The 14481-nt window shown below is 64.6% G+C and carries 10 protein-coding genes; 7 read left to right on the plus strand and 3 right to left on the minus strand.

Features of this window, described 5'->3' with window-relative positions:
* Positions 1-49: 49 nt before the first annotated feature.
* Both QYH69_RS00270 and QYH69_RS00275 read left to right on the plus strand, forming a co-directional pair.
* Positions 50-526, plus strand: coding sequence for a nitrate reductase associated protein (locus QYH69_RS00270; protein WP_308829949.1), 477 nt, complete (start codon positions 50-52; stop codon positions 524-526).
* Between the two features lie 202 nt (positions 527-728).
* Positions 729-3857: an EAL domain-containing protein gene (locus QYH69_RS00275; protein ID WP_308829950.1), complete on the plus strand. Its 3129-nt coding sequence runs from the start codon at positions 729-731 to the stop codon at positions 3855-3857.
* A gap of 66 nt (positions 3858-3923) precedes the next feature.
* Here QYH69_RS00275 and QYH69_RS00280 read toward each other — a convergent pair whose 3' ends face one another.
* Entirely contained in the window at positions 3924-4319 is a 396-nt protein-coding gene (locus QYH69_RS00280; RefSeq protein WP_075155778.1) for an acyl-CoA thioesterase, read from the minus strand.
* Positions 4320-4467: 148 nt separating this feature from the next.
* Here QYH69_RS00280 and QYH69_RS00285 point away from each other — a divergent pair, with 148 nt between their 5' ends.
* A complete protein-coding gene (locus QYH69_RS00285; RefSeq protein ID WP_308829951.1) occupies positions 4468-6417 on the plus strand; it encodes an ABC transporter ATP-binding protein/permease in 1950 nt (649 codons plus the stop codon).
* 10 nt (positions 6418-6427) lie between these two features.
* On the opposite strand, the gene murU is transcribed toward QYH69_RS00285, so the two are convergent.
* On the minus strand, positions 6428-7207 hold the full coding sequence (gene murU / locus QYH69_RS00290) for an N-acetylmuramate alpha-1-phosphate uridylyltransferase MurU (RefSeq protein ID WP_308829952.1): 780 nt from the start codon (positions 7205-7207) through the stop codon (positions 6428-6430).
* 8 nt (positions 7208-7215) lie between these two features.
* Entirely contained in the window at positions 7216-8346 is a 1131-nt protein-coding gene (locus tag QYH69_RS00295; RefSeq protein ID WP_308829953.1) for a phosphotransferase, read from the minus strand.
* A 228-nt stretch (positions 8347-8574) separates the two neighbouring features.
* Between QYH69_RS00295 and QYH69_RS00300 the strand changes: the two genes are divergently transcribed.
* The 4 genes from QYH69_RS00300 to rsmA all read left to right on the plus strand — a co-directional run bounded on the left by QYH69_RS00300 (position 8575) and on the right by rsmA (position 14401).
* Entirely contained in the window at positions 8575-10944 is a 2370-nt protein-coding gene (locus QYH69_RS00300; RefSeq protein WP_308829954.1) for an LPS-assembly protein LptD, read from the plus strand.
* Between the two features lie 97 nt (positions 10945-11041).
* A complete protein-coding gene (locus QYH69_RS00305) occupies positions 11042-12415 on the plus strand; it encodes a peptidylprolyl isomerase (protein ID WP_308829955.1) in 1374 nt (457 codons plus the stop codon).
* A gap of 59 nt (positions 12416-12474) precedes the next feature.
* Positions 12475-13497, plus strand: coding sequence for a 4-hydroxythreonine-4-phosphate dehydrogenase PdxA (gene pdxA, locus QYH69_RS00310; protein ID WP_308829956.1), 1023 nt, complete (start codon positions 12475-12477; stop codon positions 13495-13497).
* A gap of 34 nt (positions 13498-13531) precedes the next feature.
* A complete protein-coding gene (gene rsmA, locus QYH69_RS00315) occupies positions 13532-14401 on the plus strand; it encodes a 16S rRNA (adenine(1518)-N(6)/adenine(1519)-N(6))-dimethyltransferase RsmA (protein WP_308829957.1) in 870 nt (289 codons plus the stop codon).
* The last annotated feature ends 80 nt before the right edge of the window (positions 14402-14481 follow it).

Raw genomic sequence — 14481 nt, forward strand, 5'->3', positions numbered from 1 at the left:
TGCGCAACCCGCCATCGTCGCTTCCGGCCCCCACATCCGAGGATCTGCCATGGGACTGAACGAAGCGCCTCTGCTCTTCGACTTCGAAGTCGAGTCTTCGGAGAATCTGACCTTCATACCGATGTGCGTGCGCTTCAACCTCGACCGTTTCGGGCTGCGCATTTCGTTGTCGCAATGGCAGATGCTGCCGCACGAAGACCGCGCCTTGCTCGCGCGTTTTCCGATCGAAGACGACGCCGCCATCGAACCGAATTTCGACCACGCGCTGTTCGAAATGATGCGCACCCACGCGAACGTCGAACCGGAGTGGTTCACACCCGAAGACGCCCCGGCATGGCGCAACACCGGTGCGGTTCCTGCCGGCGTCGTGCATCAGGCAAACGTTGCACAGCTTGCCGCGCCGAGCGCCGAGCAATGGTCGCGTCTCGAGCCGTTCAAGCGCTATGTGCTGACCAAATTGTCGCGCAAGCCGGAAGGGAACCACGATTTCGTGCCCGCCATGAAGGAATTCGGCCTCGCGCGCTGAATTCGTCGCGTTTTTTCTGCTTTTTTGCTGTTCCACCCTCAACCCGTTCCGAGCGTTGCCGTTATCCAAGGGTTGGCGCGGAAAGGTGCTATATCGTGCGCGGTGCCGGGTGCTGTATCGTAGCGTCCGCCTGTCCGCAAGAACTGATCGATCGGTATTGGCCGACGCGCGCTGCCCGCAGGACGAACGACCTTCGGAACCCATGAATTCAATTCTATCGAAGCGGCTCCTGATCAATCTCGCGATCGTTACTGCGGCGGTCGGCGCGAACGCATTTATCGCCTACACGCAGATTTGCGCGCAACGCGACGTCGACGCGCGCACGATCCGCTCGACGGGCATCCGGCAGAACCTCGATGCGTATCGCGCGCAGATCGAAGACAGCCTCGCGCTGCTCGGACACTACCAGACGGCCGGGCTGGCGGTGCCGGCGGATGCGGCCAGCAGGATGAGCACCTCGTTGGCGCGTCTCGAAGAGACGCTGCGTACGCAACTTGCCGACGATCCTCCCATGCTCGCGACGTTCGGCACGCTGGCCGCCGACAGCGGCGTGCTGAAAAAGAGCATCGCAACTGCGCTGTCCCGCGCGCAGAACGAAGGGCCGGCCAGCGGCGATTCCGGTTCGCGCGCATGGGCGGCCATCGCCTACACACGGCTCGGCACGGACGTCGACCGGCTCGAGTCGGGGCTCTCCGCGCTGCGTCGGCGCGAAGACGTCGCGCTCGAGACGAGGCTCGCGGAATCGACGCGCGACACGCAGCGCGCGACGCTGCTGCTCGTCATCACGATGCTGGCGGGCAGCGCGCTGCTGATCTACACGTTCGGCTCGCGCGAAACGAAGGAGCGCGAACGGCTGCGTGTCGCACGGGCGCTGCGACGTCATGACGAGCGTTTTCGCGGCCTGTTCGACGAGCACCCGGTGCCGATGTATATTTTCGATCGCGAATCGCTGCGCTTTCTCGCGGTGAACGCGGCCGCGGTTCATCAATACGGCTTCTCGGAAGAAGAATTCCTCGAAATGACGATCCGCGCGATCCGTCCGCCGAGCGAGATTGCGCGCCTCGAATCGCACCTGCAGCGCAGCGAAGCCGCGCCGCGCACGGGCCGCACGGTGGCCGGCATCTGGCATCACCGGCGCAAGGACGGCTCGATCATCAACGCGGACATTTCGTATCACCCGCTCACGTTCATGAACCGCTCGGCGATGTTCGTGCTCGCCGCCGACGTGACCGACCAGATCAACGCGGAAGCCGAAGCGCTGCGCTCGAACCAGATGCTCGAGACCGTGATCGACAACATCCCGCAGCGCGTGTTCTGGAAGGATCGCGAGTCGCGCTATCTGGGCTGCAACATGGCATTTGCGCGCGATGCAGGCCTCGCTTACCCGGAGCAGGTTGTCGGCAAGACCGACGACGACTTGCCGTGGCGCGACTTCGCCGACGACGTGCGCCGGCACGACGCCGAAGTCGTGGAATCGGGCGTGCCGAAGATGAACTACGAGTTCGATATGATCGTCGACGGCGAATTCCGCACGACGATCACGAGCAAGTTGCCGTTCACCGACAGCGACGGCCGCGTGATCGGCGTGCTCGGCTCGTACACCGACATCACGCAGCGCAAGCGGGCCGATCTGGCGTTGCGGCTGCAAAGCCGCGCACTCGATGCGAGCGTGAACGCGATTCTGATCACGGGGCCGGCCGAAGGCGGCAATGTGATCGAGTACGTGAATCCGGCGTTCAAGCGCATCACCGGCTATGACCCGGCCGAAGTGATCGGCCAGGATTGCCGGCTTCTGCAGCGCGACGATCGCGACCAGGACGGCATCGCGGCGATTCGCCAGGCGCTCGCCGCGAACCGCGAGGTCAGCGCGGTGCTGCGCAATTATCGTAAGGACGGCGCGCTGTTCTGGAATCAGCTGTATGTCGCGCCGGTGCCGAACCCCGACGGTGAAACGACGCACCATATCGGCGTGATCAACGATGTGACCGCGCTGATCCGCTACCAGGAGCAGCTCGAATATCAGGCGAACTACGACGGCCTGACGCGCCTGCCGAACCGCAACCTGCTGCGCGACCGGCTCCAGCATGCACTGGTCGTCGCGCAACGGCATCAGAACGGCGTGGCCGTCGTGTTTATCGATCTCGACGGCTTCAAGAACGTCAACGATAGCCTCGGGCACAGCGTCGGCGACCGGCTGCTTGCCGTGGTCGCGGACCGGCTCGCGCGCTGTGCGCGCGCCACCGATACCGTCGCGCGGCATGGCGGCGACGAGTTCGTCGTCGTGCTGTCCGACACGTCCGACGAACAGTCGCTGATCGCGTGGATGGAGCGCGTGCGCGCGAGCATCTCGGAGCCCGTGTGGCTCGACGGCACCGAGCTCTATGTGGGCTGCAGCATGGGCGCGAGCCTCTTCCCGCAGGACGGCGAGGATGCCGAAACGCTGATGAAGAAGGCCGATCTCGCGATGTACCGCGCGAAGGACATGGGCCGCAACACGTTCCAGTTCTACCAGCCCGAGATGAACGCCAGCGCAGGCGCGCGGATGAACCTCGAGCGCCGGTTGCGCCGCGCGCTGCGCGACAACGAATTCCTGCTGCACTACCAGCCGCAGGTCGATATCAATAGCGGGCAGATCGTCGGCGTCGAGGCGCTCGTACGCTGGCGCGATCCGGAAGTCGGCCTCGTGCCGCCGTCGTCGTTCATTCCGGTCGCGGAAGAAAGCGGTCTGATCGGGCCGTTGTCGGAGTGGGTGCTGCGCGAAGCGTGCCGGCAGAACAAGGCGTGGCAGGACGAAGGCCTGCCGCCCGCGCGCGTGTCGGTGAATCTGTCCGCGCGACACTTCCAGCAGCGCAACGTCGCGAAGCTCGTCAAGCAGGTGCTTGCGGAAACCGGGCTCGAGCCGCAATACCTCGAACTCGAGCTGACCGAGAGCACGATCATGCGCAACGCCGAGGAAGCGGTGACGATGCTGAACGAACTGCACGCGCTCGGCATCGGTCTTGCCATTGACGACTTCGGCACCGGCTATTCGAGCCTGAGCTACCTGAAGCGCTTCCCGGTCGACCGGCTGAAGATCGACCGCTCGTTCGTGTCGGACATCGGCGTGTCGAACGACGACGAGACGATCACGTCGGCGATCATCGCGCTCGCGCATTCGCTGAAGATGCAGGTGATCGCGGAAGGCGTCGAGACGTCCGCGCAGCTCGATTTCCTCAAGGAGCGCGCGTGCGACGAGATGCAGGGCTTCTTCTTCGCGAAGCCGCTGCCGCGCGATGCGATTCCGGGCATGCTGCAGCAGGGCGCGGGCGCGGCGCCCGTGAACGCCGTCTAGGCACTGATCGAGCAGCGCGTTGTGGCGCGTTGTGGATTGGAGCGCGTTGTGGCGGGCTACGGCGCGCTACTCGAGCGGCGGCAACGCGCGCGGACGGCGGTCGCTGTCGGTCGCCACATAGGTGAGGGTCGCTTCGGTGACCTTCACCACTTCCTGCGCCATGCTCATCCGCTGCGCGTAGACCTCGACCTCGATCGTGACCGATGTGTTGCCGGTCTTCACGATGTCAGCGTAAAAACTGAGCAGATCGCCGACGAACACGGGTTGTTTGAACACGAACGAGTTGACCGCGACGGTCGCGACGCGGCCATTCGCGCGCCGGCCCGCTGGAATCGAGCCGGCGAGGTCGACCTGCGCCATGATCCAGCCGCCGAACACGTCGCCGTGGATGTTCGCGTCGGAGGGCTGCGGCATCACGCGCAATGCACACGACTTCTGCGGGAGCTGGTTCGGTTCGGTCATCGGGAATCCATCGAAAAGCGAGCCGGCATCGGGAATCCACGCGCAGCGAGGCAAGCCGGCTTCTGCGACAATACGGGATCACGAATTGTACGGGAAAGCGCACGCTCGGGTCAGGCGTGCCGCGCAAGCAGTTTTCCCCCATAAAACGATGCGCCGTCTCGCCCCACTCCGAGAACCCGCGCCGATCTCGAACCAGCCGCGCAACGACTGGCAGACGATCGTGTCGCTGCTGCCTTATCTCGCCACCTACAAATGGCGCGTGGCGTTCGCGCTCAGCTGTCTGATCGGCGCCAAGGTCGCGAACCTCGGCGTGCCGATCGTGATGAAGCGCATCGTCGACAGCCTCGCGTCGGTTCAGCATCTGACCGCGCTCGGGCGCGCCGATCACGCGCCGGGCGTCGTGCTGCTAAGCGGCGTGGGGTTGCTGGTCGTTGCGTATGCGGTGGTGCGGCTCTCCACATCGCTCTTCACCGAGCTGCGCGAAATCCTCTTTTCGAAGGTCACCGAAAGCGCGGTGCGGCAGCTCGCGCTCAAGGTGTTCCGCCATCTGCATGCGCTGTCGCTGCGATTCCACCTCGAGCGGCAGACGGGCGGCATGTCGCGCGATATCGAACGCGGCACGCGCGGCATTACCCAGCTCATTTCATATTCTCTGTACAGCATCCTGCCGACGCTCGTCGAAGTCGGTCTCGTGCTCGGATTCTTCGTGGTGAAGTACGAGGCGTACTACGCGATCGTCACGTTGATCGCGCTGGCGGCCTACGTCACGTACACGGTCAAGGTGACCGAGTGGCGCACGCACCTGCGACGCACGATGAACGAGCTCGATTCGCGTGCGAATTCGCGGGCCATCGACTCGCTGCTGAACTTCGAGACCGTCAAGTATTTCGGCAACGAGGAGTGGGAAGCACGGCGCTACGACGAAAACCTGAAGCACTATCGCGCGGCCGCGATCCGGTCGCAGAATTCGCTGTCCGCGCTCAATTTCGGGCAGCAGGCCATTATCGGCACCGGGCTCGTCTTCATACTGTGGCGCGCGACGCAAGGCGTGATGGCAGGACGGCTCACGCTCGGCGACCTCGTGCTGATCAACACGTTCATGCTGCAGCTGTACATCCCGCTGAACTTTCTCGGTGTCGTGTACCGCGAGCTGAAGCAGAGCCTGACCGATATGGACCGCATGTTCACGCTGCTCGGCGCGCCGCGCGAAGTGGCCGATGTGCCGCGGGCGCCGGCGCTCGCGGTGAGCGGCGCGGAAGTGCGCTTCAGCGGCGTGAATTTCGGCTACGAGGCCGCGCGGCCGATTCTGCACGACGTGAGCTTCACGATTCCGGCCGGCACGACGACGGCCGTGGTCGGCCATAGCGGCTCGGGCAAATCGACGCTCGCGCGGCTGCTGTTCCGCTTCTACGATCTCGACCGTGCGCACGGCGGCTCGATCACGATCGACGGCCAGGATATTCGCGACGTCACGCAGGATTCGCTGCGCGCGGCGATCGGCATCGTGCCGCAGGACACCGTGCTCTTCAACGACACGATCTACTACAACATCGCGTACGGCCGGCCGGAGGCGAACCGCGACGAAGTGATCGCCGCGGCGCGTGCGGCGCATATCCACGAATTCATCGAGAGCCTGCCGCGCGGCTACGACACGCCGGTCGGCGAACGCGGGCTCAAGCTGTCGGGCGGCGAGAAGCAGCGCGTCGCGATTGCGCGCACGCTGCTGAAGAACCCGCCGATCCTGCTGTTCGACGAAGCGACGTCGGCGCTCGATTCGCGCTCCGAGCGTGCGATCCAGCACGAACTCGACCAGATCGCGCGCGAGCGGACCACGCTGATCATCGCCCACCGGCTGTCGACGGTCGTGCACGCGCAGCAGATCATCGTGATGGACCGCGGGCGCATCGTCGAGCGCGGCACCTATGCGGAACTGATCCGGATGGGCGGGCTCTTTGCGCAGATGTGGGCGCTGCAGCAGCAGCGCGCGGAACAGGTGCAAGAACTCGATGCGGAAGATGCTGCGGATACCGCCGCCGATGCAGATGCGGATGCCGCCGATGCAGGCGAGCGCCTGAACGAGGTCCGCGTCGCGCGGTGATGCGCGCTATTCAGTGCGCGCCCGCGCCGGCCACGCCGCCTGCACCTGCCGCACCCGCAGCACCGCTAGCCCGCAATGCGCGATCGAGCGCCTGCAGCTGTGCCGGCGTGCCGACATTCTCCCAGCGCCCTACATAGAGCTCGCCGCTTGCGCGGCCTTGCGCAATCGTCTCGCGATAGTAGGGCGTAAGCGCGCGCCGCGTGCCGCGCGGCAGATCGCCGAACATCCGCGTGTCGTACAACGCGATGCTGCCGAACGTGACGCGCGGCGCGCCATCGAGCGACAGCGCTGCGTCACGCAATACGAAATCGCCTTGCGGATGAAACGCCGGGTTCGGCACCATCACGAGATGCATGCCGGGCTCGGGCCGTTTCGCGAGTCGCGCGGCGTGCGCGTGCAACCTCGCGTAGTCGAAATCCGCGTAGACGTCGCCGGCCACGCCGACGAAAACTTCCGCCCGGCCCGCGTGTTCGAGCAGGGGCAATGCCTGCGCGATGCCACCGGCCGTTTCGAGCGCCTCGCCTTCGGCCGAATAGCGCAATTGCACACCCCAGCGCGAGCCGTCGCCGAGCGCCGCTTCGATGCGCTCGCCAAGCCACGCATGATTGATCACGATCGTGCGCAGGCCTGCGGCCGCGAGCCGTTCGATCTGCCAGACGATCAACGGCTTGCCGCCTGCTTCGAGCAGCGGCTTCGGGCAGGTGTCCGTCAACGGCCGCATCCGTTCGCCGCGGCCTGCCGCGAAGATCATCGCCGTCGTCAACGTCGGTTTGCTGGCCGGTGTCGTCATCGGTTCGTTCAAAACGTGTAGCCGACTTCGTTTGCGCGCCCTTCGAGGTCGTCGAGCAGTTTCGCGAACGGCGCGAGCGGCGCGTAGCGCTGCGCGACCTTGCGTGCATAGCCGATAAAGCGCGGCAGGTCTTGCAGATAATGCGGTTTGCTGTCGCGGTAGTTGATCCGGCAGAACAGGCCGAGCACCTTGATATGCCGCTGCAGCCCCATCCATTCGAGCTGCCGGTAGAACTCGCCGAAGTCCGCGTCGACGGGCAGGCCCGCTTTCTTCGCTTGCTCCCAGTAGTACGCGAAGCAGTCGAGCTCGAAGGCCTCGTCCCAGCTCAGGAACGCGTCGCGCAGCAATGACGCGACGTCGTATGTGATCGGCCCGTACACCGCGTCCTGGAAATCGAGCACGCCGGGGTTCGGGCTCGCGATCATCAGATTGCGCGGCATGAAATCGCGCAGCATGTACACATGCGGTTGCGCACTTGCGCTCGCAACGAGCAGCCCGAAGGTGCGATCGAGCATGCCGCGCGTGGCGGCGTCCACTTCGCGGCCCAGATGGCGCGTGATGAACCATTCGGGCATCAGCTCCATTTCGCGGCGCATGAACGCTTCGTCGAATGGCGGCAGTACGCCCTCGCGCGAACTGAGCTGCCAGCGAATCAGCGCATCGAGCGCGTCGCGCATGAGGCGGCGCGCGTTGCCTTCGTTGAGTGCCGTCAGATACGGCTCGGTGCCGAGGTCCGTGACGAGCATGAACCCCGCGTCGAAATCGACCTCGAGCACGCGCGGCACGTGCACGCCGGCCCCCTCGAGCAATTGCGCCACCTGCACGAACTCGCGGCACTTCTCGGGCGGCGGGGCGTCGACGGCGATGAGCGTCGTCGCGGCAGCGGACGAATTCGCCACCGACGGCGCGCCCGCGGCCGCTCGCGCACCTGCAGCGCCCACGCCCGACGCATTCGCCACGACGCTCGCAGCGAGCCGGAAATAGCGGCGAAAGCTCGCATCGGCGGAAGCGGGAGCGAGCGTGGCGAGATCGAGACCGTAACGGTCGGCGTGGCTGCGAAGCCAGGCGGTCAACAGCTCGAGGCGGTCGGAAGCGGTGTTGCCGGTGGAAGCGGAGGCGGGAGCGGAGCTCGGCGTCATGAAAATCGGGGCTGAAAACGGGATAAAGAACGTCTTGCCATATAATACCCCACGACTTTTTTGACGCGGCTCGCGCCAGCCTTCGCATAACTCGTTTGACCGCCCGCCTCACCGCTGGAATAGATCGAACAATTTGCGCAACGCACTCCATCGGTCACCGGAGTCGCTCGTGCAGGCGGTAACTGTGACTGCATGAGCTGTGGTGGGGCCGATTCGCCAAACGAATACATGCCGCCTAGAAAGCTTTTCCCTTACCCATCTTCTTGCGACGGCTTGCCGCGCACAAGGCGGCTCGTCGCGGCACTCGTTGCCGTGCCCGGTCTCTTTCCTGCGCTTTCGCACGCCCAGCTCGTGGGTGAAGCGGCGCAGGCGCAGCCGCTCGAGAACTCGCCGTGGGACCTGCGGCTGGCCCCGCAGCTCGAAGACCATACCGTGCCGACCGGCCAGCGCGCCGCGACCTTCGTGCTCGGCGATGCGACCACCGGCACCGCCGATCGCGACATGGCGGCGAAAGGTTCGGCCGAAGTGCGTCAGGCCACCTCGGTCATCAAGGGAGACGCGCTGCATTACGATCAGGATACCGACATGGCCGACGCGTACGGCCATGTGCGTATCTCCGGCAATGGCGCGCTGTTCGTCGGGCCCGAAGCGCACCTGAAAGTCGAGTCGAATGAAGGTTTCATGACCGCGCCGAAGTATCACTTCTCGATGACGGGCGGTTCGGGCAGCGCGGAGCGCGTCGATCTGCTCGATAACGAGCGCTCGGTGTTTTCGCACGCCACGTATACGGCCTGCCAGTGCGAGAGCGACCCTGCGTGGTACATCAAGGGCAGCGAGTTCGACTTCGATACCGGCGCCGACGAAGGCGTCGCGCACAACGGCGTGCTGTTCTTCCAGGGCGTGCCGATCTTCGCGAGCCCGTGGATGTCGTTCCCGTTGTCGGGCGATCGCAGGAGCGGCCTGCTGCCGCCGACGTTCTCGGTCAGTTCGAACAACGGCTTCGAGCTGTCGCTGCCGTACTACTTCAATATCGCACCGAACCGCGACCTGACGATCACGCCGCGGATCATCTCGCGGCGCGGCGTGTTGACCGACGTCAACTACCGGTACCTGTCGCCCACGTATAGCGGGTCGTTCACGGGCCAGTTCCTGCCCGACGACGCGATCACGAAGACGAACCGCTACGCGCTGTACATCCAGCACAACCAGAACTTCGGCAACGGGTTCGGCGGCTACGTCTACTACAACAAGGTATCGGACAACACGTATCCGGAAGATCTGGCGTCGTCGACGAGCCAGTTCCTCAACGGCACGCAGCTGCTGTATCAGCAGGAAGCCGGCCTCACGTACAACAACGGTCCGTGGTCCGTGCTCGCGCGCGAACAGCACTGGCAGACGCTGCAGGGCTCGATTCCGCCGTACGGCCGCGAGCCCGAGCTGCGCGTGACGTACTCGAAGTACAACGTAGGCGGCTTCGACTACGGCGCGACGGCCGACTACTCGCGCTTCCGCATCACGGCCGACAACATGACCGAGGGCGACCGTGTCGTCTTCGATCCGTACCTCGCGTACTCGGTGGTCGGCCCCGGCTACTTCGTCACGCCGAAGGTGCAATGGCACTTCGCGTCGTACAACCTGAGCAATCTCGGCACGAATTCGGTCGCGGGGCAGCCTAAGAACTTCACCGAATCGATTCCGACGTTCTCGTTCGATACGGGGCTCGTCTTCGACCGGTCGGTGCGCATCTTCGGCACGGACTATATCCAGACGCTCGAGCCGCGGCTGTACTACGTCTACACGCCGTTTCGCAATCAGAACGACGCGCCGCTGTTCGACACCGCCGATTCGGACTTCGGCCTTGCCGAAATTTTCCAGCCGAACACGTTTGTCGGCGAAGACCGTATCGCCGACGCGAACCGCGTAACGGCCGCGCTGACGACGCGTTTCATCAACGCGGCGACCGGCGACGAGCGCGCGCGTTTCGTGATCGCGCAGCAGTACTACTTCACCGATCAGCGCGTCACGCTGCTGCCGGGTCAGTCGGAAACGACGGCACGCCATTCCGATCTGATCGCCGGCGCGTCGTTCAAGCTCGGCTATGGTTTCGCCCAGGAAACGGCGTTCCAATATAATGCCGACAACAATCAGCTGGTGAAGTCGAGCATCGGTTTCGGGTTCAGTCCCGAAACGGGCAAGGTCATCAACCTCGGTTATCGTTACACGCGCGCGAACACGACGCTCGAGAACCAGCCGATCAACCAGATCCTGATCTCAGGGCAATGGCCGCTGACGCACCGCGTGTTCGCGGTGGGCCGCGTCAATTACGACTTGCAAGGCCACCGGCTCGTCGACGGCCTCCTCGGCATGCAGTACGACGCCGATTGCTGGACGCTTGGCGTCGGTGTGCAGAAGTACGCGAACGGGGTCAACACGCAAGGCCTGGCAACTTCCGCGACGCGTGTCCTCGCGCAGTTGACGTTGAAGGGCCTGTCGGCCGTCGACAACGGCCTCGTGGCCGCGTTCCGTTCGAGCGTCGCCGGCTATTCGCCGCCGCCGCCGCCACCGCCGCCCGAATCGCGGTTCAACAATTTTGAATGACCGGTTGTGCGCGCTTATAAAATACGACGATACGGGCGGTCATGTCATGGGCGGAGAATGCCCGCGGCACCCAGGCCCGACATCATTTGGAGTATCTGTGGGAATCATGAAAAAGCTTCGTTCGGCATCGTTCGCGACCGGGTTCGCGGCTGCCGTGTTCTTTATGCTCGCGGGACCCGCGCACGCGCAGGCGCTCGATAACGGCAGCGGGCAGACGGTCGATACGATCGCTGCCGTGGTCAACAATGGCGTGATTACGCAGCGCGAACTCGACGAGCGCATCGGTCTCATCACGCGCCGTCTGAACCAGCAAAACGCGCCGATTCCGCCCGCGGATCAGCTGCGCCAGCAGGTGCTGAACCAGATGGTGCTCGAACGCATCCAGTTGCAGAAGGCGCGCGAGGACAACATTACCGTCGACGACGCCACCGTGCAGCGCACGCTCGAGCGTCTCGCGCAGGCGAACAACATGACGCTCGCCGTGTACCGCTCGCGCATCGAGGCCGAAGGCGTGCCCTGGACGACGTTCAGCGGCGACGCGAAGACCGAGCTGATCCTGCAGCGGCTGCGCGAGAAGGAAGTGGACAGCAAGGTCACGGTGTCGGACGCCGAAGTCGCGAACTACATTGCCAGCCAGCGCGGACCGAGCGCGGGCAGCACGAGCGATCTGCGCTTCGAGCATATCTTCCTGAAGGCGCCGCTCAATGCGCCGCAAACCGATATCGAAGCCGCGCAGAAGAAAGCTGACGATCTGCTGAAGCAGGCAATGAGCGGCAGCGGCAATGATTTCGAAAAGCTTGCAAAGTCGAACTCGCAGGCAACGGACGCGAGCAAGGGCGGCGACATGGGCTTTTTGCAGCCGTCGAAGCTGCCGCCCGAATTCGTCACGGCGGCGTCGACGCTGCGTGCGGGCCAGGTCAACCCGTCGGTCATTCGCACCAGCGACGGCTTCGAAATCGTGCGCCTCGTCGACCGCCGTTCCGGCGGGCAGACTGTGAGCGGCGATTCGGCACGGCTCGTGCAAACGCACGTGCGGCACATTCTGCTGCGTGTCGGCGACGGGCAGTCGGAACCGCAGGCACGCGAGAAGCTGCTCGAGATCAAGAAGGAAATCCAGGACGGCGGCGACTTCGACAAATTTGCGCGGACCTATTCGCAGGACGGCTCGGCATCGCAAGGCGGCGACCTCGGCTGGGTGAGCCCCGGCGAGACGGTGCCTGAATTCGAGCGCGCGATGAACAACCTGCAGGACGGCCAGATCAGCGATCCGGTGCGCACGGAATACGGTTATCACCTGATCCAGGTGCTGGGCCGCCGCGAAGCGGAAGGCTCGGTCGCGCAGCAGATGGATCTTGCGCGCCAGGCAATCGGCCAACGCAAGGCGGAGCAGGCCTACGCGGACTGGCTGCGCGAACTGCGCGACACGGCGTACGTCGACTACAAGACCGCGCCTGGCAGCTCATTGCAATAATTCGTCGAAGCAACGCGTCGAAGCAACCCGTCGAAGCACCCCGTGCAATAACCGAAGCCATGACGACCGACACCTCGCCTGCTGTATCCTCACCGCCGCGGTCCGAGTCGCTGAACATCGCGATCACGACCGGCGAGCCGGCAGGCGTGGGTCCTGAACTGACTGCGCAGGCGCTGGCGGCAGCGGGCGCGCACTGGCCCGATGCGCACTTCACGGTGCTCGGCGACGCGGCGCTGGTTGCCGGGCGCGCGCAGGCGGTCGGCATCGACTGGAATGCGTTGCAAGGGCGGCGCATCGAGGTCTTGCACCACGCGCTCGGCGCGCCGTCGCGGGCCGGCAAGCTCGATGCGGCGAACGGCCGCTATGTGCTCGCGCTGCTCGACACCGCAATCGATGGCGCCGTGGCCGGCAAGTTCGATGCGATCGTCACCGCGCCGCTGCAAAAGAGCACGATCAACGATGCCGGTGTGCCGTTTACCGGTCACACCGAGTATCTGGCCGAACGCACGCATACGCCGCACGTCGTGATGATGCTCGCGGGCACCGGCCAGCGTCCGCTGCGCGTCGCGCTTGCGACGACGCATCTGCCGCTGAAGGACGTTGCCGCGGCGCTCACCGTCGACGGCATCGTCGACACGCTGCGTATCATCAGCCACGACTTGCGCCATCATTTCGGCTTGCCCGCGCCGCGCATTCTCGTCACCGGGCTCAATCCGCATGCGGGCGAAAACGGCTACCTGGGCCGCGAGGAAATCGACGTGATCGCACCGGCGCTCAAGCAGGCGAACGCGCTCGGTATCGACGCGCGCGGCCCGTATCCGGCCGATACGCTGTTCCAGCCGCGCTATCTGACCGAGGCCGACTGCATGCTCGCGATGTACCACGATCAGGGCCTGCCCGTTCTGAAGTACGCGACGTTCGGCGAAGGCATCAACGTGACGCTCGGTCTGCCGATCGTGCGCACGTCCGTCGATCACGGCACCGCGCTCGATCTGGCCGGAACCGGCCGCGCCGATGCCGGCAGCCTGATCGCCGCGATCGATACCGCGGTGTCGATGGCGCGCCATCGGCGCGGCGCCTGATTTTCCCGCTGCACCTTTTTCTATTCCGATTTCGATGTCATCGACGAGACCGCACCCCAGCCGGCAACATCAGGGCCATTTCGCGCGCAAGCGGTTCGGGCAAAACTTTCTCGTCGATCCCGGCATCATCGATTCGATCGTCGATCTGATTCGCCCGCAGCGCGGCGAGCGGATGGTCGAAATCGGCCCGGGCCTCGGCGCATTGACCGAGCCGCTGATCGAACGGCTCGCGACGCCCGAATCGCCGTTGCATGCGGTCGAGCTCGACCGCGATCTGATCGCGCGGCTCAAGGAAAAATTCGGCGACCGCCTTCAGCTGCACGAGGGCGATGCGCTGGCATTCGATTTCAGCACGCTCGCCGCGGCCGATACGCAAACCGGCGCGGCAAGCGATGCCAGCGATCGCAAGCCGTCGCTGCGCATTGTCGGCAATCTGCCGTACAACATCTCGAGCCCGCTGCTGTTTCATCTCACTGCGTTCGCACGCGACGTGATCGACCAGCACTTCATGCTGCAGGACGAAGTGGTCGAACGCATGGTGGCCGAGCCGGGCAGCAAGGCGTTTGGCCGCCTGTCGGTGATGCTGCAATACCGGTATGTGATCGACAAGCTGCTCGATGTGCCGCCCGAGTCGTTTCAGCCTCCGCCGAAAGTCGATTCGGCGATCGTGCGGATGATCCCCTACGCACCGCACGAATTGCCCGACGTCGATGAAACGACGCTCGGCGAAGTCGTGACGGCGGCGTTCTCTCAACGGCGCAAGATGTTGCGCAATACGTTGTCCGCGTATCGCGACGCGGTCGATTTCGAGGCGCTCGGTTTCGATCTCGCACGGCGTGCCGAAGACGTGCCGGTCGACGAATACGTGCGCGTCGCTCAGGCAGTATCGGCTTCGCGCGGTTAAGCGAAATCGCCTCGTCGTTCATCTTTTTATCCTGTCTGCGTTGCACTCGAAAGTAAGCTGACGTTGATGTTTTTCGGACT

The sequence above is a fragment of the Paraburkholderia sp. SARCC-3016 genome (genome assembly GCF_031119615.1).
Lineage (GTDB): Bacteria > Pseudomonadota > Gammaproteobacteria > Burkholderiales > Burkholderiaceae > Paraburkholderia.